This is a genomic window from Pseudomonas sp. Q1 (assembly GCF_009935975.1).
GTDB classification, from domain to species: Bacteria; Pseudomonadota; Gammaproteobacteria; order Pseudomonadales; family Pseudomonadaceae; genus Aquipseudomonas; species Aquipseudomonas palleroniana.
Genome location: NZ_QODI01000002.1, coordinates 181,143 through 202,001, shown reverse-complemented (window position 1 = coordinate 202,001; position 20,859 = coordinate 181,143). Strand labels below are relative to the sequence as shown.

21 protein-coding genes and 1 tRNA gene are annotated in these 20,859 nt (G+C 59.4%); 7 read left to right on the top strand and 15 right to left on the bottom strand.

The features are described 5' to 3' along the window. The first annotated feature begins 232 nt into the window (after nt 1-232). The 4 genes from DK870_RS29585 to DK870_RS03895 all read left to right on the top strand — a co-directional run bounded on the left by DK870_RS29585 (nt 233) and on the right by DK870_RS03895 (nt 4,728). Nucleotides 233-526 carry a hypothetical protein gene (locus tag DK870_RS29585; protein ID WP_081086954.1) on the top strand — a complete coding sequence of 98 codons (294 nt, stop codon included), beginning with the start codon at nt 233-235 and terminating at the stop codon, nt 524-526. Between the two features lie 235 nt (nt 527-761). Continuing rightward, nucleotides 762-3,476 (top strand): magnesium-translocating P-type ATPase, encoded by a 2,715-nt coding sequence (mgtA, locus tag DK870_RS03905; protein WP_161547996.1) that lies wholly within the window; start codon nt 762-764, stop codon nt 3,474-3,476. 64 nt (nt 3,477-3,540) lie between these two features. Continuing rightward, nucleotides 3,541-3,888 (top strand): DUF2493 domain-containing protein, encoded by a 348-nt coding sequence (locus DK870_RS03900; RefSeq protein WP_060752947.1) that lies wholly within the window; start codon nt 3,541-3,543, stop codon nt 3,886-3,888. Nucleotides 3,889-3,906: 18 nt separating this feature from the next. Continuing rightward, nucleotides 3,907-4,728: a hypothetical protein gene (locus tag DK870_RS03895; protein ID WP_161547995.1), complete on the top strand. Its 822-nt coding sequence runs from the start codon at nt 3,907-3,909 to the stop codon at nt 4,726-4,728. Here DK870_RS03895 and DK870_RS03890 read toward each other — a convergent pair. Beyond that, the gene (locus DK870_RS03890) at nt 4,725-5,423 is read right to left on the bottom strand and encodes a tellurite resistance TerB family protein (protein ID WP_161547994.1); all 699 of its coding nucleotides are present in this window, start codon (nt 5,421-5,423) and stop codon (nt 4,725-4,727) included. The genes DK870_RS03895 and DK870_RS03890 overlap by 4 nt on opposite strands. Before the next feature lie 125 nt (nt 5,424-5,548). On the opposite strand from DK870_RS03890, the gene DK870_RS03885 reads away from it, so the two are divergent. Continuing rightward, complete coding sequence (locus DK870_RS03885; RefSeq protein WP_090370922.1) at nt 5,549-6,076, top strand: DinB family protein; 528 nt, start codon at nt 5,549-5,551, stop codon at nt 6,074-6,076. On the opposite strand, the gene DK870_RS03880 is transcribed toward DK870_RS03885, so the two are convergent. Both DK870_RS03880 and DK870_RS03875 read right to left on the bottom strand, forming a co-directional pair. Further along, the gene (locus tag DK870_RS03880) at nt 6,056-6,526 is read right to left on the bottom strand and encodes a GFA family protein (protein ID WP_104993870.1); all 471 of its coding nucleotides are present in this window, start codon (nt 6,524-6,526) and stop codon (nt 6,056-6,058) included. The genes DK870_RS03885 and DK870_RS03880 overlap by 21 nt on opposite strands. A 129-nt stretch (nt 6,527-6,655) precedes the next feature. Continuing rightward, a complete protein-coding gene (locus DK870_RS03875; protein ID WP_161547993.1) occupies nt 6,656-7,228 on the bottom strand; it encodes a hypothetical protein in 573 nt (190 codons plus the stop codon). Between the two features lie 211 nt (nt 7,229-7,439). On the opposite strand from DK870_RS03875, the gene DK870_RS03870 reads away from it, so the two are divergent. Continuing rightward, nucleotides 7,440-7,526 (top strand) — tRNA-Leu (locus DK870_RS03870). Nucleotides 7,527-7,700: 174 nt separating this feature from the next. Next, nucleotides 7,701-8,030, top strand: a complete 330-nt coding sequence (locus DK870_RS03865) for a hypothetical protein (RefSeq protein WP_134658131.1) — start codon at nt 7,701-7,703, stop codon at nt 8,028-8,030. On the opposite strand, the gene DK870_RS03860 is transcribed toward DK870_RS03865, so the two are convergent. The 12 genes from DK870_RS03860 to DK870_RS03805 all read right to left on the bottom strand — a co-directional run bounded on the left by DK870_RS03860 (nt 8,011) and on the right by DK870_RS03805 (nt 20,833). Further along, nucleotides 8,011-8,526, bottom strand: coding sequence for a lysis system i-spanin subunit Rz (locus DK870_RS03860; protein WP_161547992.1), 516 nt, complete (start codon nt 8,524-8,526; stop codon nt 8,011-8,013). The genes DK870_RS03865 and DK870_RS03860 overlap by 20 nt on opposite strands. Beyond that, nucleotides 8,523-9,056, bottom strand: a complete 534-nt coding sequence (locus DK870_RS03855) for a glycoside hydrolase family 19 protein (RefSeq protein WP_161547991.1) — start codon at nt 9,054-9,056, stop codon at nt 8,523-8,525. Before DK870_RS03855 ends, DK870_RS03860 begins: the two co-directional genes overlap by 4 nt. A 58-nt stretch (nt 9,057-9,114) precedes the next feature. Beyond that, on the bottom strand, nt 9,115-9,483 hold the full coding sequence (locus DK870_RS03850) for a phage tail protein (protein ID WP_161547990.1): 369 nt from the start codon (nt 9,481-9,483) through the stop codon (nt 9,115-9,117). 2 nt (nt 9,484-9,485) lie between these two features. After that, nucleotides 9,486-9,992 carry a hypothetical protein gene (locus DK870_RS03845; RefSeq protein ID WP_161547989.1) on the bottom strand — a complete coding sequence of 169 codons (507 nt, stop codon included), beginning with the start codon at nt 9,990-9,992 and terminating at the stop codon, nt 9,486-9,488. A 99-nt stretch (nt 9,993-10,091) separates the two neighbouring features. Beyond that, nucleotides 10,092-10,721, bottom strand: a complete 630-nt coding sequence (locus DK870_RS03840) for a hypothetical protein (protein ID WP_161547988.1) — start codon at nt 10,719-10,721, stop codon at nt 10,092-10,094. A 341-nt stretch (nt 10,722-11,062) separates the two neighbouring features. Next, complete coding sequence (locus DK870_RS03835) at nt 11,063-14,791, bottom strand: DUF1983 domain-containing protein (RefSeq protein WP_161547987.1); 3,729 nt, start codon at nt 14,789-14,791, stop codon at nt 11,063-11,065. Between the two features lie 59 nt (nt 14,792-14,850). Next, nucleotides 14,851-15,444: a tail assembly protein gene (locus DK870_RS03830; RefSeq protein WP_161547986.1), complete on the bottom strand. Its 594-nt coding sequence runs from the start codon at nt 15,442-15,444 to the stop codon at nt 14,851-14,853. 55 nt (nt 15,445-15,499) lie between these two features. Next, nucleotides 15,500-15,922: a hypothetical protein gene (locus DK870_RS03825; protein ID WP_134657762.1), complete on the bottom strand. Its 423-nt coding sequence runs from the start codon at nt 15,920-15,922 to the stop codon at nt 15,500-15,502. Beyond that, entirely contained in the window at nt 15,910-16,710 is an 801-nt protein-coding gene (locus DK870_RS03820) for a C40 family peptidase (RefSeq protein ID WP_161547985.1), read from the bottom strand. The genes DK870_RS03825 and DK870_RS03820 overlap by 13 nt, the downstream gene beginning before the upstream one ends. 2 nt (nt 16,711-16,712) lie before the next feature. Next, nucleotides 16,713-17,465 (bottom strand): phage minor tail protein L, encoded by a 753-nt coding sequence (locus tag DK870_RS03815; RefSeq protein WP_161547984.1) that lies wholly within the window; start codon nt 17,463-17,465, stop codon nt 16,713-16,715. Nucleotides 17,466-17,476: 11 nt separating this feature from the next. Then, nucleotides 17,477-17,815, bottom strand: coding sequence for a phage tail protein (locus tag DK870_RS03810; RefSeq protein ID WP_134657765.1), 339 nt, complete (start codon nt 17,813-17,815; stop codon nt 17,477-17,479). A 3-nt stretch (nt 17,816-17,818) separates the two neighbouring features. Beyond that, nucleotides 17,819-20,833 (bottom strand): phage tail tape measure protein, encoded by a 3,015-nt coding sequence (locus DK870_RS03805; RefSeq protein ID WP_161547983.1) that lies wholly within the window; start codon nt 20,831-20,833, stop codon nt 17,819-17,821. Nucleotides 20,834-20,859 lie beyond the last annotated feature (26 nt).

The following is a 20,859-nucleotide window of genomic DNA, read 5'->3' as shown; positions in this document are numbered from 1 at the left end:
GTAACTGGCTGAGTAGATTGCCCCTGCCCGCAATTGGGGGCCTTTTTTAAACCTCACAAAAGAAGCCAATGGACACAGTATCTAGTCGCTGTCCGAGCACCGCCTCTGCGGGCATCGGGCGCCAAACCCAGAATATGACAGGACTCGCCTCCCCGGTCCGGTAAGCTGCGCTAGAGCTTGATGCTCCACCGTAACTGCCTCGCCGGTCGCTTGTCCGGTCCCGAGGTGTGTTATGACCCTTCAACCCTTTGTTTTGCCTGATATCCGCTCGCTGGCCTCGGCCCTGCGAGCCAAGCTATGCCGCATGCCCGTGGGCTTTTCGCCTACCCGCTCGCCCTTTGCCGCAACCTCTCCCCAAGTACGCCCGGCTCCAATGCTGGCGCACTGGCGTGTCTGCCCCACCACTGGCCAACTGGTTCAGCACTGGGATCACGCCGACCCTCAAGACCCGCAGAGACGGAACGTTTCCAGCCTCGTTCAAGCGAGCCTGATGCTTAGCCTCTATGTGAGCGCTCGCACAGCCTGAGCCTGCTGGAAACCACAACTTTCCCGATTAACCTTCTGGAGTTCTTTATGAACAAGTCCAGTAGTAGCCCGCTGCGCGCTAATTAATTAACGCGCACTAAGCGGGCCTTGTAGAAGTTATTAAGCACTTTATTTAAACCGATCGCGAAGTCCGCGGCTCGGCATGCTTTCGCTCGCCTGCAATCAGGTAAGTACCGGGTATGTTTTGTCGAGAATTGGCGACAGGAGTACAGACAATGAGCGCCGTAAAAAACACGCCTCTGCACAAGAAAAATGGCACTGCAAGCGACACCAAACTGTCGATGCGTGCCGCCCGCGAAGCCCAGAACGGCCTGTCGGCCACCCTCGCCAATGTACGGGCGACCCAGGACGGCCTGACCGAACTGGACGCCTCGGCACGTCTACAGCGCGAAGGCTATAACGAGGTGGCCCATGACAAGCCGCCTCACGCCATCGTCCAGTTCCTGCAGGCACTGAACAATCCTTTTATCTATGTCCTGCTGACCCTAGGCGGCATCAGCTTTGTTACCGACTGCTGGCTGCCGATGCGGGACGGCGAAGAGGCCGACCCGACCAAGGTCATCATCATCATGACCATGGTGTTGCTCAGCAGCCTGTTGCGCTTCTGGCAGGAACACCGCTCGGCCAAATCCGCCGAAGCGCTCAAGGCGATGGTCCGCACCACCGCCACCGTGCTGCGCCGCGAGCAAGTGGGCGCCCAGCCCAGCCTGCGCGAAGTGCCGATGCGTGAACTGGTGGCCGGCGATATCGTGCAGTTGTCGGCCGGCGATATGATCCCGGCGGATATCCGCCTGATCGAATCCCGTGACCTGTTTATCAGCCAGGCGGTGCTGACCGGCGAAGCCTTGCCGGTCGAGAAGTACGACACCCTGGGTGATGTGACGCAGAAGTCGGCGTCCTCGTTGGCGGCCGACCAGGGCAACCTGCTGGACCTGCCGAACATCTGCTTCATGGGCACCAACGTGGTCAGCGGCCGGGCCAAGGCCGTGGTGGTAGCCACCGGGCCGCGCACCTACTTCGGTTCCCTGGCCAAAGCGATCGTCGGCTCCCGTGTGCAAACCGCCTTCGACCGTGGGGTGAACAGCGTCAGCTGGCTGCTGATCCGCTTCATGCTGGTGATGGTGCCGATCGTGTTCCTGCTCAACGGTTTCTCCAAAGGTGATTGGGGCGATGCGTTCCTGTTCGCCCTGGCGGTTGCTGTGGGCCTCACCCCGGAAATGCTGCCGATGATCGTCAGCGCCAACCTGGCCAAGGGCGCCACCGCCATGGCCAAGCGCAAAGTGGTGGTCAAGCGCCTGAATGCGATCCAGAACTTCGGTTCGATGGATGTGCTGTGCACCGACAAGACCGGCACCCTGACCCAGGACAAAATCATCCTCGAACACCACGTCAATGCCTTTGGCCAACGTGACGATGCGGTGCTGTCGCTGGCCTGGCTCAACAGCTTCCACCAGAGCGGCATGAAGAACCTGATGGACCAGGCCGTGGTGCAGTTCTCGGAGCAGAACCCCAAGTTCCAGGTGCCATTTGCCTACAGCAAAGTGGATGAATTGCCGTTCGACTTTGTACGCCGCCGTCTGTCGATCGTCGTCAAGGATGCTGCCGGCGATCAGCTGCTGGTGTGCAAGGGCGCCGTGGAAGAGATGCTGGGCATTTCCACCCACGTGATGGAAGGCAGCGATGCCGTGCCGCTGGATGAGCGCCGCCGTGAAGAGTTGCTGGCGCTAGCCAACGACTACAACGAGGATGGTTTCCGCGTACTGGTGGTCGCAAGGCGCAACATTCCCAAATCCCTGGCGCGCCAACAGTACACCCCTGCCGATGAGCGCAACCTGGTGATCCAGGGCTTCCTGACCTTCCTCGATCCGCCAAAGGAAACCGCGGGCCCGGCCATTGCCGCACTGCAGGAAATTGGTGTTGCCGTCAAAGTGCTCACCGGCGACAACGCGGTAGTCACCGCCAAGATCTGCCGCCAGGTTGGCCTCGAACCCGGCCAGCCGCTGCTGGGCGTGGATATCGAAGCCATGGACGACGCCACCCTGCTGCGCCGCGTGGAAGAACGCACGGTGTTTGCCAAGCTGACACCGCTGCAGAAATCCCGGGTGCTCAAGGCCCTGCAAGCCAACGGCCATACCGTGGGTTTCCTGGGCGACGGTATCAACGATGCGCCGGCGCTGCGCGATGCCGACGTGGGTATTTCGGTCGACACCGCCACGGATATCGCCAAGGAATCGGCGGACATCATCCTGCTGGAAAAGAGCCTGATGGTGCTGGAAGAAGGCGTGCTCAAGGGCCGCGAAACCTTCGGCAATATCATGAAGTACCTGAACATGACCGCCAGCTCCAACTTCGGCAACGTGTTCTCGGTGCTGGTGGCCAGTGCGTTCATTCCGTTCATGCCGATGCTGGCGATCCACCTGCTGCTGCAAAACCTGATGTACGACATCTCCCAGCTGGCCTTGCCGTGGGACAAGATGGACAAGGAATACCTGGCCAAACCGCGTAAGTGGGATGCGCAAAACATCGGCCGCTTCATGATCTGGATCGGGCCGACCTCGTCGATCTTCGACATTACCACCTTTGCCTTGATGTGGTACGTGTTCAGCGCTAACAGTGTGGAAATGCAGACCCTGTTCCAGTCCGGCTGGTTCATCGAAGGGCTGCTCTCGCAAACCCTGGTGGTGCATATGCTGCGCACCCGCAAGATCCCGTTCTTCCAGAGCACGGCGGCCTGGCCGGTGCTGATGATGACCTGCCTGGTGATCGCCCTGGGGATCTACGTGCCGTTCTCGCCGCTGGGCACCCTGGTGGGCTTGCAACCGCTGCCGCTGGCGTACTTTCCATGGCTGGTCGGCACCTTGCTCGCCTACTGCTGCGTGGCCCAACTGATGAAAACGATCTACATCCGCCGCTTCAAGCAGTGGTACTGATCGCTCCCGCCGTTTAAACGGTGGCGACCGCAGGGTCGCCACCGCGCATCACAAGGATTCGAACATGCGCGTCTTGATCTGTGCAGGTCGTCATTACGCCGACACCCAGAAGTCCCGCCAAGTGCTGGACGCTTACCACCGCCTGCGCCCGATGCAGGTATTGATTCACGGCGGCAACCAATTCCTCGGCAGCAACATCGAGGAGTGGGCGCGGGAAATGGGCATCGATGTGGTGCGTTACCCGTGCAATTGGCAACGCCATGGCAAACAGGCGGAACGCCAACGCAATCATTTCATGCTGACCGACAGCCGACCCGACGTGATCATCGCCCTGCCAGGCGGTGACGACACCTCGGAGCTGGTCAGCCAGGCCAAAGCCAGCGGCATTTCGGTGCTGACCGTAGAAAGCTGAATTCAAGCGAGGTGCATCATGCACAAAAAACACACCCCTCATCGCCCGGATGGGTTTGCCAAATATCGCGCACGTCACTATCGGGGGGCTCGCCATACGCTGTTGCTGTTACCGCCGGCCAAGCGCCGCGCGCTACAACGCAACCTGATCTTCATTGGCGCAAGCCTGGGCATTGTTCTGCTCATCGCGATGTGTTCCAAGGCCCAGGCAGCCGGTGGCGCCTACGTGGTCGACGACGGCGCGGTCAATGATCCGGGCACCTGCAACGTCGACGCCTGGTACAGCGTCAACCGGCACCAAGGCAACATCCATAACGAAACCCTGAACCCGGCCTGCACGTTCAGCGCGCTGCCGGCGGTACAATGGAGTGCGGCGCTGTCGCGTGCCAGCAATGCGGGGGATGCCGAGACGCAGGTGAGCCCGCAAGTCAAAGCCCAGGTGTGGTCACGGCAAGATCTGGGATTGCAGTTGGCGGTGTCCGCCACCAGCCACTTCGCCTTGGACCGCGCGCATGCCTTTGACGGCGCCGACTTCAACGTGCCCCTGACCTGGCAACCCGTTGAAGCACTGCGCTTGAACTTCAATGGCGGTTGGACCCACGCCTATAACGGTGGTGAACAGCAGCACCGGCTGACGTGGGGCACAGGTTTCGAGTACCAGCTAGCCGATGCACTCACGCTGATCGGTGAGCGCTATGGCCAGGAAGGCGGCGACCAGGCCTGGCAGGCCGGGCCGCGCTTTCACGTGGGTCAGTTGATCGACATCGACCTACTGGTTGGGCAAAGCCTCAACGAGGATCACAACCAGTGGTTGACCACCGGTGCCACCCTGCGTTTTTAAGCTTTCGCCTGCTGCTCCAGGTGCAGTTGCAACTGCGGGTCGATTTGCAACTGCCCGGCCAGTTCATCCAGGTAAGCGCGTTCCGCCTCCTGTTGATCGTTGACCAACATCACGCTGGCCAGGTAGATCTCCGACGCCACTGCCGGGTCATCGGCATACTCGGCAAAATCCCCGGCATTCAGTGGCTTGGCGACTTCGGCGTCGAGCCATTGTTGCAACTGGGGGTCATCGGTATGCCGGCCAATCTCGGCTGAGATCATCTGCCGCTCTTGCTCATCGATCTTGCCATCGGCCTTGGCTGCCGCGATCAATGCGCGCAGCACGGCATGGCTATGGGCTTCGGCATCCGCCCCGTCGAGTTGGTCGACCGTCTGGATTGCCTGCTGCGGCGCACTGGCCTGCTGGCGCTGCCACGCCTGGTACGCCTGGAAAGCCGCCATCCCCAACGACGCCAGCGCCGCATAATTCATCCCACCGGAGCGCTGCTGCGTGGCACCGCCCGCAGGCGCACCGCCCAATAAACCGCCGAGACCACCCAGCAATCCGCCCAAACCGCCCCCGGCCGAAGCACTATTGCCCGTACTGTTGAGTAACCCGCCGAGCAACCCGCCCAAGCCGCCCAGGCCACCGCCTGAAGCACCGCTGTTTTGCTGGCCCGCGCGCAGCAGTTGTTCCAATAGATCGCTGGTGTTCATGGTGTCGCCCTCCCAGGGCGCAATATGGGCGTTCAACAACCATAGCCTGCCCCTGTCGGAATACCAAGACCGCCGAGCAGGCACGCCTTATGATGGCGCCATTACACTGTTGAAGGAGCACACAGGTGAACCGTATCGAGCACGTTGCATTGATGGCGAGCTACAACCAGTGGATGAACCAGAAGGTCTATGCTGCTGCCGGCCAATTGCCGGACGCCGCGTTGAGCGCAGACCGGCAGGCGTTCTTCGGCTCGATCCTCGGCACCCTGAACCACCTTGCACTGGGTGATACGGTCTGGCTCAAACGCTTCGCCCAACACCCGGCAGGCTTTGCGGCGCTGGCACCCTTGAGTTCGATCGCAACACCCACCGACCTCAAGCAACTGGCGTTCGCCGATATTCGTGAGCTTTCTGCCCGACGCGCCTGGCTGGATCAGTTGATACTCGATTGGGTCAACACCTTGCGCGAGCCTGACCTGGATCATCGCCTGCAGTACTCCAACATGCGCGGCGTGGGGGCCAGCAAGCCGTTCTTTGGCTTGCTCGTGCACTTTTTCAATCACCAGACCCATCACCGGGGCCAGGCCACCACGCTGCTGAGCCAGGCAGGCGTGGACGTGGGTGTTACGGATCTATTGGCGTTGATTGACTGAGACGAACTCGGCGTAAGCCTGCAACAGGCGCGGGAAGTCCTGGGGTTCAGGCAATTGTGCAAAGCTTTCGACGGCGGGGGTGGAGGCCCAGGGCAGTTTTTCGCGGGTCCAGGTTTCCATGAAAGGTACATAGTCTCGGGCGTTATCGAGCAAGGTGGCGCGCACATTGACGAACTCGTCGATGCCGTGGGGCCGGGTAAACAGCCAACTCATGCAATGCGGGCAGCAATAGTGGCGGTCCACACCCTGCAGCCCGCCGATGACCGGGCAGCCTTGGGTGATGGTGAACCCAGCGGCGGGGATCAAGGCGCTGAGGGAAAACGCGCTGGAGGTCATTTTCTGGCAACCACGGCAATGGCAGGCCATGGTGATGACCTCGGGCAAACTGACACTGAAGCGCACCCGGTTACAGCGGCAACTGCCCTCCAGCGGCTGGTGTACGACGCTCATCATTCATTCCTTTTCATGATCGTGGACGCCACAGGGTAGCGTGAACCGAACGCTGAGAACACCGCACGCCATGTCGCCAGCAATGCCGCTTCGCACATTGCCAGCGACTCACGCAAGCGCTGGCAGGCGTCACTTCACCTTGCTGGCCAGGTTGTCGACCGTGTGTTTCAGATCATCAAGGCTGCGCTTCTGGTCTTCAAGGCTACGTTTCTGATCCTGGGCATCGTCCTTGAGTCGCGACAGCTCGCTGGAACTGGAACTCGAACTGGAGTTGGAATTGCGCTTCAGGTCCTCCACTTCGCTTTTGAGCTTGTCGATGGTGTTCTTCTGATCCGCGACCGTGTGCTTCAAATCAGCCAACTGGCTGTCACTGGCGCTGGAGCTTGAGCCATCCTTACGCTTGAACTCCTCGAAATAGCGCGCCTGTTCGTCCAGTTTGCTTTTCAAATGCTTGAGTTCTTCGTCCTGGCTTTCCTGATGACTCAGCAGGCGCTCGATATCACCCACCGTAATATTGCTGGCCGCCAGTACTTTCTCTCGGCCAGCCACCGAGGAACTGGTCGCGAGCCTGTCGCCCGTCGATGAACCAAACCCGCTCCATTCAAACCCATCACCCGCCTGCACCGTGCCGATGCCCCCCATCGCCAACAACCCGATTACACTGACCGCAATCATCCAAGAAGGCTTACGCGCACTGAACATCAACTGATTCCTTTCCAGAATGCCGGGATGGCATATCGCTATGACTGCACTTTCAGAATCTTGTTCCCACCCCGGGAAAAACTCGAAAAGGGTCTGGTCGGGCGTTGTAGACTACTGATCTCACAAGCTTTTTTAACCCGGCTTTTAGGCAAGAACCTTGCACCAACGAGCCAGGATCTATATATTCCCAACCCTGTTACACCGCGCTACCGCCCGAATGGCGAAACTGGTAGACGCATGGGACTTAAAATCCCCCGCTCGTAAGGGCGTCCCGGTTCGATTCCGGGTTCGGGCACCATAGATATCAAGGGCTTGCCAGGGAAACCTGAGCAGGCCCTTATCTTTTTTGCTCCGCAATAATAGAGCTTGCTCCGCAATTCTACCTTTCCCCGGCGTTCTGCCGACGAACACCACTCCCAAATCATCAGCACCTCGACTACTGTACACACATACAGCATTTGAGTTTCCCAGCATGAACATCGACGAAGACACCTGCGAGTGGCTTGGCCTCCCCACGCCTCTGGAAATGTACAAGCAGCACTGCCTGATCCTGGAGAATGAGATCAAGGAACTGAATCTGCAGCTTCGCAAAGCCCGGGCAGATGTGTTCTGCATCAGCCAGACGCTACTTGATGTCCAGGCGAAGAACGCCGAATTCGCCGGCTATCTCCGCGAGCGCGGCGCCGAGGCTGCCGCAATGCGAAAGGAGATCGCTGAACTCACCACCTCGAAAAACTTCGACCGGCGCGAGCTGGCTGAGCTTAGACAGCGGGTCGGCCGGCCTACCGTGAAATTGTCCTGACGTAGTCCTGGCACGCCCGCAGCGCGATCACGGCGTTATCTCCGTCGTCGGTGATGGCGATAATTCTTTGAGCATGCGCTGGGTCAAGTTGGGCTCGACGGGTTGCATGAACCACGCCGGCGCCGCCGGGGGTGGCAGGCACATTGCAGCTACTGGCTGGATCCTCGGCGAGGAGGACTGACAGCCGCACATCAGCAGTGGCAAGGCGATCGCGCAGAGCAGCCTGGTTACGTTGGGCATCGGAAAGTTCTCGGGCGTGTTGTTGGTCCTGGCCTGCCAGCTGTTGCTCCAGGGTCAGGCGCTGTTCTTGTTCGGCGCGGGCCTGTGCGGCGGCGGCCATGCTGATTCTGTCCAGGTCACCCTGATGCAGTCCGGCCTGCTCGGCGAGCTTCTTGCCCATGCGCCAGTCCTGAACCTGCCAGGTAACGCCGGCGGCCCCGGCCATGAGCACAAGGATCAGTACTGCCAGCCCGGCCAGTTTCTGCACCGGCGTCATGCCAGCACCTTCAGCGCTTTGTCGTACAGCGCCTGGCGATCTTCCTGACCAGTGAGCCCACCATTGATGCGCCGGGTGATCGTCGCGAACTTTCCCTGATCCGCCAGGGTGTTCAAACCGCGCGTCGACCAGAACCAGGCCGCCGACATCGCGGCGTGTTGTGGGAGTTCCAGAAGCTGGGGGTTGTTGATCAGGTCCAGGCCCAGGGCCTCGCCGCACGCGGCATAGTTGGCCCGACCGGTGATCTGGATCAGGCCACGTCCACGGAACTTGGAGCCGTCGCCCGCCACGGTGTTGCCCAGGTCAGCGCGCCCCTCATAGCCGAGTTGCTGCGCTGTCGGCCCCCAGATCTCGCGGACGTACCGCAACTGGCCTGACTCATGCCCTACCTGGGCGATAAATGCGGCGGCCCGAGCCGTGCCGACGATTCCATAGCGACCCATGGCCGCATTCAACACAGGAACAAAAACGCCGGCTTGGCGGCCGGCGTTCGGGAGGATCTGCAGCAACTGCTGCTCAGTAATCGGCATGGCTTTCTCCAGGCAATAAAAAACCCGCTCAATGGCGGGCTGCTGTGTTCAGCTGGGGTCAGGCTTCGGGCGCCTCTTCCACCTCGTTGGTGGATAAATTCTGAGGCATGCTGACCACTGGCAAGTCGGGCACCAAAATGTGCAAGGTGATCATGTGCTTCAAGTCATATGGCTGACCGTCCTTGGTCACCGTCACGGTCAACAGACCATCCGCAAATTCAATCTCAACATCTGCTCGACGGTCTACCTGGTTGATGGTGTAGCCCCAGCCGTCGTCAATCGGTGGAAATGGGACCATGCCCAGGCAGCCGGTGATTTGATAAACGCCGATCGATAGGCGCGCTGAGGTAATTGCACTGCTGCCCAGCGTGACCAAATCATAGGTCGCGCCCGTGGCTCCTAAAACGTTGATTGCTGCTCTTGCCATGATCAGATCGCCTTGAGTGTGCCGTCGGATGCGCGAGTGGTATTGGCGGTGCTGTAGAACTTCGCCCAGGCTGACCACCCCGACGATCCTGTCAGGCGCCGCATCATCATCTCGGTTGTCGCGTAATCAACCGCGATCTGCGCGCCGTAGTTGTAGGTACCGTCGAAAGTCGCGGAGAACTGCTGAACAACACCAAATCCTGAGCCGTAGTCCGGCCGGCCGCTGGTCGTGGACGAATAACGGTAGGTACCTGTCTTGCTGACCTGGCTACCGCTTATATCGCTGCACAGGGGAAGGCCAGTTGAGTACTCAACACCATTTCCAAAGGCCCCTACTCCCATGACATTGCCGATGTCGGTGCCGATATTCGCGTTAGATGCGGTACCGAGCAGAGCATTACGCGCATACAATTCCGTTGTCATTGCGTTGATTTTTACAGCGGTACTGCGCGTGGTGTCACCGCCAGCGCCGGTTGGCGCTGTACCGATATTAATCTCTTGTCTTGCCATTGAAAAACCCCAACAAATTGATAGTTACTATCTTCCGGGAAGCATCGCGAATATAGATCCAGGCGATCCAATTTCAGCGAATGCATTTATATGACTAATTCATGTCACTGGCTTTGCAAAAACCACGGGCACGAAGAAGGACGTAGAGCTAGCTACTCCGACTATCCACATCAATAGGCTGTTCGTTGAGTAGTCCCAAGTACAATAAAGTTTTGAGGCTCTGGTGCTTGATCCCGCAACATCCATGCCTATGTTGTTGATTAGCATGAAGTCACCCGTATTCAATGGGCTAGTAGCCGTCCAGTTGCTACGCGTAGTTCCCTGGCCGGTTGAGCTAGAGCCGAGGTATGTCCAGTCAGAAATCGTTCTAGTAAACTGGGCACAGGGAGTTCCGCTATCAAACAGCAACTTAGCCGTTCCATCCCATATCCTCAGCCCATAGGTTGCTGTCGGAGTTGAACTATAAGCAGCAACAAAATAGTTCCCGACTCCACCACCGACAAAAGAAAACCCAGTCCAGTTACCAGGGCTTCCAGCTATTGTGGCGTAGCTGAACGTAGTGGTGGCATCAGGTCTTACGAATACCAATGGTGGTTCAGCACTAGTTATCGGAACACTAAATGAAACACCACCTTGATACCTTCCTCTTTGCAAAACAACCATCCGCGAAAATTCGGAATCAAGGGTCACTACATCGCTGTTATTTGTGAACTCTATGCCATAGCTCATCTACCGATACCTCATAACTAAAAGTCTCTGAGGGCCAAGTCCTACGGTACCGGACGGCGCAGCTCGATTTCCAAACCAAACGATTACGCCACCCTCGTAAACCTGAGGCTCATATTGAATGGCATAAAGATTTTGGGCGTTTGGATCTTGAGGATAAGCGCCAATTGGGATGCACACGGCCGAGTGGGTTGAAGGCGAAACACCTGCAATGGCAATCGTCCTGCTTCTACCTGGGGCAGGAACCCCCGACTGCACAACGTCCGAATATACGACCCGAACGGAGAATGAGGTTTCATCAAGTTCGAGGGCGCCATTGGCGCCCCAAATCCTTATCCCATAACTCATGCGGACAGATCCCCCCACTGATAGCGCTTGTTGCCCGCCTCGTCGAAAACCTTCCCGCCCTTGTTGTTGATCACCTGCCGAGCCTGGTTCGCCCCAAGAGAACTATTGATTTCAAAGGTCCCATCAAAGAACAACTTCCACCCCGCCTTGCCCGGGTCGTAGTTGTTCGACTGGATGTAGTTGCCGATCTTGGCATTGGTGATCGTGCCGTCCTGGATGAATGCAGCCTTGATGAAGGTCTGCCCGCCCGTAACCGCAAAAGGCACCGTGCCAGCCTGGCCGATAGCGAACCGGTCGGCGTCGATGATGAACTGCGACTGCAAACCGCCTGGGCCGTTCTCAAGACCAAGCCCGATACCGGCGTACTTATAGAGACCGGTGGCGGATTCGTACTGCATCCGCACCGACCAGTTCGCCGTGACCTTGCCGTTGACGGTCTGGATTGCCGTGCTGTTGGTTTGGATGGCGAGCGAGTTGCCGTTAACTGTCGTCCTGACGGTTTCAAGGCTAGTTGCCAAGGCACCATACGCATTGAGGCGCGCAGTCTGCTCAGTGGCAATGGCGGCTGCGTTGCTGGCAACCTTCACCTCCACCGAGTCCGTGCGCTGGCCCTGCACAAGATCTCCCTCGATCAGCGCTGACTGAGTCGACCAGACGCCGACATAGGCTGTATCCGATCCCATCAAGGCGCTGTCGTCACCTTGGAGCGGTGGATTGACTTGCAGGTAAATGCCGTCAACCCGCTGCGCCGTGGTGGTGACCTTGCCATCAAGCGTGGTCACCGTAGCCTTAAGCGTGCTTAAACCTGTAGCCGTGGCATTCACGCCAGTCGCTGGATCATTCACCGTGGCCTTCACGGCGCTCAACTGCGAAGCCTGTGAGGTCACCTCGTTACCGATCTCGGTAATACCGGCGCTGTTCTGCTGGATTTGCAGAGCCATCGCGTTGGTGGCCTCGGCGAGAGTGCCCATGTTGAACCAGTAGTTGGCATTCGGCGGTGGCGTATTTGCTGGTACCGGGGCTATAGCCTGGAACAGGTTTTGGCCTTGGCGAACAATGTCACCCTTGACGTAGGTCTTGGCCGGGTCGTACTCAAGCGCATCGACGATCTGATCGATCAGCCCTTCCAGCTCGTCCTTGGCTGCGTTGATACGGCTATTCACCGAGCCGGGTCCGTTACCGTCGATGAGATCTATACGCGCCTTCAGCAACTGCCCCAAGGACGACTCGTCGATTTGCCCCTTGATCTGCTCTAGGATAGGACCGGCGTCTGCGCTGGCTTGGCCCATCACGCCATTCACCACGGGGAAGAATGGCCCGATGTTGCCGGTCCGATCTACCAGCCGCGCCCAGAAAAACAGAGTTGCGCCGGCCAGCAGCGACTGCATGCGGTAGTCAGCCTGCGGATAGGCCAGGTCGGCCAGCTTGGTCGCGGCCGCCAGGTTATTCGCTGGTCCATACCACAGCTCAGTGCGTTGGGTGTCTTCAGCGCCAGCCGGGAAGCCCCATTTGATGCCGATACCGAACAGCTCACTGGTTGTGGTCAGGAACGACACCGCCGGCGGCAGGCCTGTTTTGCCTTCAAGGTTGGTCAGGCTGGAGCTTTTCCAGATCGAAGAAATCTCAAAGGCGCTCACTGCACGCACCCGGGCCAGATAGGCGCCCGAGTAAATCCCGGTGACATCGACACTGGTCGAACCGGTGCGTTGCACCTTGATCCAGTTGCCATTGTCCTTGCGCCACTCCACGTCATACGCGACGGCACCGGTTACGGCAGGCCACGAGATGTTCATGGTGCTGATGGCAATGCCCTGGTTCACGGCGTAGCTCGACGTCAGCGTGACGCTGACCGGCGGCGGAACCACTGTGATGGGAATTACGCTGATCGGGCGCTCTTCCAGGCGCGCACCGGTGTCGATGTGAGCAAACTTGCTCGGGTCGTACTGCACGGCCGAGATTTCGAATACACCCGCCTCTGGCCTGGCCACACTCACAACGCGGTATAGCGGGATTGCCAGATCGTCAGCATCGAGCGCCCAGACCAGTTCCGGCTCAGGCGTCACGGAGTAAGCGACGGTAACCGTCACCTGCCGGCCGCTTACCAGTTGCACGGTGCGGCCCTCGCACTTGCCGTCGGGCAGGTTGAGAATCAGCCGGTCCCCGGGTTTGGCCTGGGTATCTCGGTCCAGCTTGATAACCTTTCCGTTCACCTCTGAGATGCGCCCGCCCACCGGCCGACCAGCCAGTAGTTCGTCCGCGATCGGGATCACGTAGCCAGGCAGCGGGATGCGCCCGTCGAGGCCGACCTTGAAGGTTACAGCTCGGTCCTTGGAGTTGGTGAGCAGAGCCCACTTGCCGCGGCGCTGGGCCTCAGATTCGCGGGTGCAGCCGATTGCGCTGATCTCAAGCGGATTGTCGCCGTAACGCCGCTGCAGCTTCTGGTCGGTCACCGCCGTGACATCAGTGTCGTAGTTGTTCAGCGGGTTGTCGTAGCTGACCAGCGCACGGGTATAGCGGGTTCGCTCCGAAGCGCTGGAATAGGTGAACTTGCCATCGAGAACGTTTGCCCGGGTATAGGCGAAGTCGAAGTCCGTGGCGCGCGGCATATCCGACAGGGTGAAAACCTGGCCCTGGGCCCAGTAGGTCATCCCCCTGTAGATCGCCGAGATGTCGCGCAGCAGCGACCAGGCGTCAGCCTTGCTCTGCAAGTTCAGATTGCAGATGAAGCGCGGCTCCTGGCCGCCCTTACCGTCCGGCACCAGTTGGTCGCAGTACTGCGAGATACGGTAAAGCTCCCACTTGTCCACCATCCATGGCTTGATGCGGCGACCAAGGCCGAAGCGGTCGGCGGTGGTGATGTCATAGGTCATCCAAACCGCGTTGTCGGTCCATGCCTGCTTGAAGGTGCCATCCCAAACGCCTGTGTAGGTGCGGGATACCGGGTCGTAGTTACTCGGTACCTGCATCTTCTTCAGCTTGGTCTCGACCGTGACGGCTGGAATGCTGCGGAACTGCTCGGCAGAGAACTCGATGTAGAGCAGCGCGGTGTTGGGGTAACGGATCTTCGCGTCGATCACCTCAGTGAAGCCAGCGATCTGCATGGTGTCGGAGATTTTGTTGTTGTTCTGGTTGACGGTCAGTCGAGTGATTCGCATCAGCCAGCCCGTGCTGGCCTTAGGCAAATCGATTCGGCGGGTGCGCTCGTACAGGCTGGTGGTCTTGCCGTCTACAGCCTCGCTCAGCACTTGCTGGTATGCGCCGCCGTCCGTAGCCAATTCAACTGTGTACTGAATCCGGTACCCGTTGATGTTGCCGCTGGCATCCACAGACTGAAGTGCCGGCCAGGCGAAGCGAACGCGCACGGCGGAAAGCTGGGTATTGCTGATGGCTCGGACCCATGGCGTACCGCTACGCAGCTCGGTGCTGATTGTGGTCTCGTTCTCGATCGAGGGGATGCCCTGGATATAAGCCTGGTCCACGGCCCCGGTGCGCCACTCCCACTTCACGTTCGGGAAGTTCATGTTGCCCTGGGGATCTTGCAGTGGCGTGTTGTCGAGATAGATGTCCTTGGCAGTTGGCGTGCCTTCGAACTCGCCCTCGCCTACAGCGATAAGCATTTTGGCAATGGCGACCGAGCGCAGACTATCTGGGGCTTCCGTTGGCGTTTTTGGTTTCTCTTCGCCACCCTTGGCGCCGTGGATATCGATCTTGCGTGCTGCGCCCATGCTTTCCTCCAGGCAATAAAAAACCGCCTCTTGGGCGGCTGCGGTTTTGCGGATGACAGCTACATCTGGTCTTCGGCGTAGATCGCGGCGCTGATGATCGCGCCGCCCACCCGCCGCTTGCCGTAGCAGAGCGGTACCGGGTTGCCAGATGCAGTGGTGTTCTTGGCGCTGCCGAAGGCGTAGCCGGGGGTATTCTCGGGCGCTGCGCTGGTCTTGAGGCCGCCGGCCTGGGGGCTGAGCATCTGAATAACGCCGCCGGCGACAAGGCCGATGCCCGCGCCAATAAGCGGTGTGCCGAAGGGCGTCGCGGAAAAGATGACGCCCACAACGATCAGTATCGCGCCAACGATGGTCTGAAGGATGCCGCCTCGCTTGCTTCCCACCACCACGGGCGCAATACGAATGTCGCCGGCTCCGCTGTAGTTCAGCTCCTTTTCACCGATGTTGCGCTTGTCGCGAAACACCGCGAACTCAAGCCCGCGCGACTTGGCGTTAGACAGGAACCGCTCGAACCCAGGGATCTGCACGCATAGTGCCTTGATCGCCTCGGCCGGCGAGTTTACCGCGAGCCTGAAGGACTTCCCGAACTGCCGGAGTTGCCCATGCAGACGAATGGTGGTCATGGGTTGATAGTTGATCGCTGATGCCTGCATCACTTTCTCCGGACAATAAAAAACCGCCCGTAGGCGGTTTCATGGCTTTCTTGGTTCAGTTGTAGTCGACATAGGGGCCAATGTAGAACCCGGCCATATCGCCGCTAATGCGGTATAGGCTTTCTTTACCGGACTGCACCGTCGCTGCGATGGTGCGGATTGCAGCCCCGGCACACAGGCCTGAACCGGCGAGACCGGCGCCGATATTCGGGGAGCCTGGTGGCAGGTAGAAGGTAGCTCGCTGGCCTGTACCTATTTTCGCGGCCTTGCGTCCATCCACGTAGACGACGATATCGCAGCCTGAACCGACCGCGCCGGAGTCACGGACAACCGTGATCTTCCCGCTTTCGCCGGACGGCTTGGACTGGAAGGCGTACAGCTCATCTGACGGCACCGGTTTCGCATCCCTTACCGAAATCGCCGATGAGGCACACCCCGCCAGCATTGCTACCACCGCCGCAGCTATCAAAATCCGCATGATCGATCCTCGTCCTGAAAGTGGCGACTGTACCACCGAGCGTCACGATGACGAAGAATCAGGCGCGTCCGGTCATGCCAGGGGCCGCCAAAGATGATGATTTCCGATGGCCTGCCGTACAGGTGGTGCAGCAGGAAGGGGCCCGGACCGAACACACCTGAATCCTCACCAGGCAGCGACGGATCAGTGCCGAGGTATATGCCAGCGTGGTTCGGGTGAGCCGTCCGGCCAACCTGCATAACGATCATGTCACCGCGCTGCGGTTGGTCAACGCGAACGAAACCGGCCGCCTCGTAGTGTTGCTCGTACAGGCTCGCGTTCTCCGCACTCTCCCACCAACCATCGGCGCGCTGGAAGGTTTCGAATTCCAGGCCCCACTCGCGGGAATACCAGTCAGCGCAGACCTGCCAGCAGTCCCAAGCACCGTGCACGAACGGGCGCTTGAGAAGCGGCGTGCTGCCCGTCGGCGTGATCGTGCGCAGGTCGCCCTCGGGCCAGCTCAAAATATGCCAGGGCAAGGCCGTGGCCTCGCACATTGCCAGGTCGTGCGGTGACGGCCTGCTGGTGGCGTCCGGGTGCGAGTGAAGGATGCCGATCACTTCGCCCAAGTCTTCCGCCGCAGCATAATCCTCGGGATCGAGTTGGAACTCTTCGTTCGGCTCCGTGGCGATATTCCGGCACGGGAAGTACTTCTGTGCGCGCCCGACGGCTAGCAACAGGCCGCAGCACTCTTTCGGATACTCGGCCGCCGCGTGCGCCTGGATGGCCGCAATGATGTGCTTGCGCATGGTCAGCTCCGAGCAATCAGGGAAACGGCGGGGAATCCACCGAAGGACAACTCGTTGTTTTCGCCGAAGCGCAGCTTGCAGGACGACAGGCAGCCCTTGCACTGGTCCTTGGCAGGGTCATCTGTGGGGTTGTCTTCATCGTCGAACATGGACGCGCCGGTGTAGCCACAATCCGGACCGCGGTAGCCATTGGTCATAGCCCAGTGACAGAACGTGGTCATCTGCCGCCCGGGCAGCCCGTGGTTGTCGATCTCGCCCGCGGAAGACAGCTCCCATACCACGGCTTCGCCGTCCTCACTGGTTTTCTGGTCGATGTACCAGATTTCCAGCGCCTCCTGTGTTGGGTCGGCCGCCGGATTACCTTCGGGGAAATTCGCGGCATCGAGGTACTTGGCCAAGGTCTCGCGGACTGTCAGCTTGAACTTCAGAAGGTCCTCGAACGCCAGACAGAGCGTGGTGACACGGCCGTTGATATTGCCGGCAGCGAATGTTGGCCGGGTGGCCGTACCGTCACTGCTAGAGCCGATTCCTTCGATCTGCACCGGCCAGGCCGCGTACTCCTCGCCCTGCCAGATGATGGACTTGGCGGGCAGTTCCTGTTCTGAGCCTTCGTAGGCCAGCAATTCCTCGGGCGTGTGCGGGATCGCATGCCCGTGGAACCGCAAGTAATCGGCGCCGTATTCTGTCCCGTCAATTTCGAACAGGCGAATCTCGCCGCCGGGCTCCAGTTTCTGGATGTCCGTGATCAGTGCCATGGGCGGTTATCTCAGGGGTGAAAGGTTTGTTGGAAGGTTGCGGTGATGGCGTAGACCTGGCCGCCGCGGTGCACAGGCTTGTAGCCGTTGCACTTGTAGAGGCCAAGCACGCCTAAGGGTGGCGTCCAGAGAAAGGCTTTCGCCCCCTTGTGTCTGTCGAGGAACGCCCGGATCTCCATGATCTTTGACGCCAAGCCAGTGAAGGTCACCGGCCAGGATTCAGACTGATTGTTTATCCCGTCCTCGACCGACTGGGCGTATCCATCGCCAAACTGCTTTGTGCGGACGCGCTGGGTGATTTCGCCCTCCGCGCCCTTCTCTGTTGCCCAAGTAAATCGCTCAATCGCCATGAATCACCCCTTCACGTTGCGGCGGCTTACACCACCCTGACGCCAGGACTTGGCGATTTCTTCGACTGCAACCTGCCGGGTGCGCGCCTCCATATTGCGTTGGAAGGTCTCGGCGTCGAACTCAGCACCATCTGGCCGACCAGCTTCCTGATCACTCAGGATGATCGGCATGCTGAGGCTGAGATTTACCCCGCCACCGCCGCCTCCAACCGCAGAAACACCCAACTTGCCGTTGGCTGTACGGGTGAGCGGCATGATTGCCTCTGGCCCGGCCTCGCCAAACAGCGCCATGGGCGCCAATGTTGGGCCCGTTGCGATGGTGTTGGTGAAGGCGCCGCCGTCGGCGAACATCTGTACACCGCCCGACCAGGCGCCGCCCTTGGCCTGAATGCTGCCTGGAGTGAAGTTGGATAGGTCGGTACCGGTGTAGCCGGCCTGACTTGCCCCACCAGAACCACCGCCGCCGCTGAAGTAGCTCAGCCCCGCGCCAAACAAGCTGCTGAGTAGCTGCGAGCTCGCTTGTCGAGTGGCAATTCTCGCCATGTCGGCCAGAATCGACTTGGTGAAGTCAGCAAAAGACAGCTTCCCAGTGATCGCAAAATTGGCAACCGCATCCTCCATGGAACTGAAGGCATTACCGAAAAGGCTCTTGGTCTGGCCGGCGATGTTCCGCGCCGAATCCAGGTAGTTGGCCCAGGCCGCTGTTGCGCCCTTCGTCCAGTCGCCCTGGGCGGCCTCCACATCCGCGTAGTTCTGCCGGATCTGGTCCGTCGCGGCCTTGTTCGCTTCTGCGAGAGCCTGCGATTTGCGCTTGAACTCTTCCTCCGACATATTGCGCGACGGATCGGACTTCTGGTTGGCAAGCTCCAGCGACTGCTGAGCAAACCGGTCCTGCTGGCTGTTCAGTTCGCCGCTGAGCGCGTTCTGTCGATCGCCCTGCCCCACGCCGAGCACTGCGCGCTGGCCTGCCAGTTCCAAAGCCCGCTGTTGCTGACCCAGCGCCTGCACGTACGTGCTGATCGACCGCTCCTGCTTGGCAAGCCGCCCGGTCTCATTCGTGGCCAATACTTCAAGCTGGCTATCCGCATCCTTCTGCGCTTTGACCAGCCCTGCGCGCGCGTCTGCGATCTTTTGATCCAACTGGATGCTTTGCGCGGCCGAAGTGGTCTTCTTACCTTTCGCTGCCTCTAGAGCGGATATCTCCGCCTCGTAGGCAGCAGTTACCTGGTCAAGCTCGTTGCCAATAAGAGCCTGCCGCCGCAGTAGGTAGTCTTCCTCGGACAGCAGGCCTGCCTTCTGCGCCGCCTCCAGCTCCTTCTGATAATTCTTGTAGGTGTCGGTGATCGCCGCCAAGTCGTTCTTGGCATTGTTGAAGCTGGTCAGATCAACCTGGGTACTGGCAGTTTTGGGGTCCTTGAACTTTTCGTTGATGTTGGCAATGTTTTTATCAACCGTAGCCTGGGCAAGACGCGGGTCATTCGGTGCAACCTTACGGATATCGGCGAGTTGTTTTTTGTATTCCTTGAGCGCATCGGCCCGCTTCTGCTCATTCGTCCACGATGACTTGGTCAGGGCATCAACCTTAGTCATGGACGATACGGCTTCGGCCTGCGCCTTGGCCTGTTCGCCTTCCCACTTCGCGATATCGGCCTGTGCGGCCTTCTCGTCCTCGAGCATGTTCAGGCGGTTTTGCCGAACCTCAATAATCTCTTTTTGGTTTTGGAATAGCCCGATATTGCCCTTCTGGGCATCGGCCAGATCGCGGCGAGCCTGCTCAATATCCGCACCGATATCCGGACGGCCAAAGTTCTTGATGCCGTCAGCCGCGCGCGCTACCGCGTTGTAAGCCTTTTCCCAAAGACTGAGGTTCGCCAGAATCTTTGGGGTACGCTCGTTGATCGCGTCGGCGTACGTATCGGTCGCGAGCTTAACGGCCGCGGCGTGATCACCTTGCTTCTCCAAAGCTATAATTTGTGAGTAAACCGAAGCAGTCAGGTAGTGATACTGCTCATTCAGTGCGGCGGATGCCTTAACCGGGTCTTCAGCGAGCTTGGAAAACTCAGATACCGTCTCGCTGACGGCTTTCCCGGTCGCCTCCTGCATCGATACAGCGGCTTTGGTGATCTCTGTAAAGCTTGCCCCAGCAATCTTCCCATTATCGGCCAGCAGGGCAAGGACTGAGGCCGCTTGCCCGGTAGAGCCGACGGTGGCGCTGACCTGGCGTGCCATTTCACCAAGCTGGCCAGCGCTCACACCTGCATAGTTACCGGTGAGAACCAGATCCTTGTTGAACTTGTTGCCTTCTGCCCTGCCCTGGGCAAACCCATAAGCCAATGCGCCGACCGCCGCGACAGCGAGCCCAATAGGCGCTGCTATCGCTGCAATTCGGACAGCCGAAGCACCGGCATTGGTGCCAAGTTCCAAAACGTTGTGCGCTGCTACGCGAATGTTTCCTTCAGCCAGGGCATTTCCGAGCTGCACCACGTTCTGCCTGGCAGCCTTGGTGTTCAATCCAAGACCAGCGAACGCCGAACTGGTCTTGTCTATCTCGGCGTACTTGCCGTCGAGCTTTTTCAGCGCTTCGTTGTATTCAAGCTGGCTGATGCGCCCAGAGTCCAAATGCTTGCCGAGTTGCTCAACCTGGGTATCCAGCTTGGCCATGGCGGCGCGAGCCGGGTCGATGGCACCCAACAGGCTATTCAGAGCCTTTTGCTCGTCCATGGCAGACTTGGCCAGGGCCACCTGCTGTTTGTCGAGCTGCGCGGAGATCTTCGCCGCCTCGGCTTCACCGTAGGCGCCGGTCTTAGTCAGCTTGGTGAGTGCGTCACGCTGCTTCGCTAGATCCTGCGTGGTTTTGGCGCTGGTAGACAGCGACTTTTCCAGGGCCTGCATTTCGTTCATCAGGCTGGCAGCGGATTGCTCGGCCCGGCCACCGGCCTTCGCCATATCATCCAGGCTCGTTTTAGCCTGGATTGCATCGGCCGAGTCGATCTTGACGCCGAGTTCTGCAATGTTCATCGACTCACCTTGAATAAGTGCCCGTG

Excerpts from the sequence above, each read along its gene's own strand:
- DK870_RS29585 (WP_081086954.1), top strand. The coding sequence starts at position 233 with ATGACCCTTCAACCCTTTGTTTTGCCTGATATCCGCTCGCTGGCCTCG.
- mgtA (WP_161547996.1), top strand. The coding sequence starts at position 762 with ATGAGCGCCGTAAAAAACACGCCTCTGCACAAGAAAAATGGCACTGCA.
- DK870_RS03900 (WP_060752947.1), top strand. The coding sequence starts at position 3,541 with ATGCGCGTCTTGATCTGTGCAGGTCGTCATTACGCCGACACCCAGAAG.
- DK870_RS03895 (WP_161547995.1), top strand. The coding sequence starts at position 3,907 with ATGCACAAAAAACACACCCCTCATCGCCCGGATGGGTTTGCCAAATAT.
- DK870_RS03890 (WP_161547994.1), bottom strand. The coding sequence starts at position 5,423 with ATGAACACCAGCGATCTATTGGAACAACTGCTGCGCGCGGGCCAGCAA.
- DK870_RS03880 (WP_104993870.1), bottom strand. The coding sequence starts at position 6,526 with ATGAGCGTCGTACACCAGCCGCTGGAGGGCAGTTGCCGCTGTAACCGG.
- DK870_RS03875 (WP_161547993.1), bottom strand. The coding sequence starts at position 7,228 with ATGTTCAGTGCGCGTAAGCCTTCTTGGATGATTGCGGTCAGTGTAATC.
- DK870_RS03865 (WP_134658131.1), top strand. The coding sequence starts at position 7,701 with ATGAACATCGACGAAGACACCTGCGAGTGGCTTGGCCTCCCCACGCCT.
- DK870_RS03860 (WP_161547992.1), bottom strand. The coding sequence starts at position 8,526 with ATGACGCCGGTGCAGAAACTGGCCGGGCTGGCAGTACTGATCCTTGTG.
- DK870_RS03855 (WP_161547991.1), bottom strand. The coding sequence starts at position 9,056 with ATGCCGATTACTGAGCAGCAGTTGCTGCAGATCCTCCCGAACGCCGGC.
- DK870_RS03850 (WP_161547990.1), bottom strand. The coding sequence starts at position 9,483 with ATGGCAAGAGCAGCAATCAACGTTTTAGGAGCCACGGGCGCGACCTAT.
- DK870_RS03845 (WP_161547989.1), bottom strand. The coding sequence starts at position 9,992 with ATGGCAAGACAAGAGATTAATATCGGTACAGCGCCAACCGGCGCTGGC.
- DK870_RS03840 (WP_161547988.1), bottom strand. The coding sequence starts at position 10,721 with ATGAGCTATGGCATAGAGTTCACAAATAACAGCGATGTAGTGACCCTT.
- DK870_RS03835 (WP_161547987.1), bottom strand. The coding sequence starts at position 14,791 with ATGGGCGCAGCACGCAAGATCGATATCCACGGCGCCAAGGGTGGCGAA.
- DK870_RS03830 (WP_161547986.1), bottom strand. The coding sequence starts at position 15,444 with ATGCAGGCATCAGCGATCAACTATCAACCCATGACCACCATTCGTCTG.
- DK870_RS03825 (WP_134657762.1), bottom strand. The coding sequence starts at position 15,922 with ATGCGGATTTTGATAGCTGCGGCGGTGGTAGCAATGCTGGCGGGGTGT.
- DK870_RS03820 (WP_161547985.1), bottom strand. The coding sequence starts at position 16,710 with ATGCGCAAGCACATCATTGCGGCCATCCAGGCGCACGCGGCGGCCGAG.
- DK870_RS03815 (WP_161547984.1), bottom strand. The coding sequence starts at position 17,465 with ATGGCACTGATCACGGACATCCAGAAACTGGAGCCCGGCGGCGAGATT.
- DK870_RS03810 (WP_134657765.1), bottom strand. The coding sequence starts at position 17,815 with ATGGCGATTGAGCGATTTACTTGGGCAACAGAGAAGGGCGCGGAGGGC.
- DK870_RS03805 (WP_161547983.1), bottom strand. The coding sequence starts at position 20,833 with ATGAACATTGCAGAACTCGGCGTCAAGATCGACTCGGCCGATGCAATC.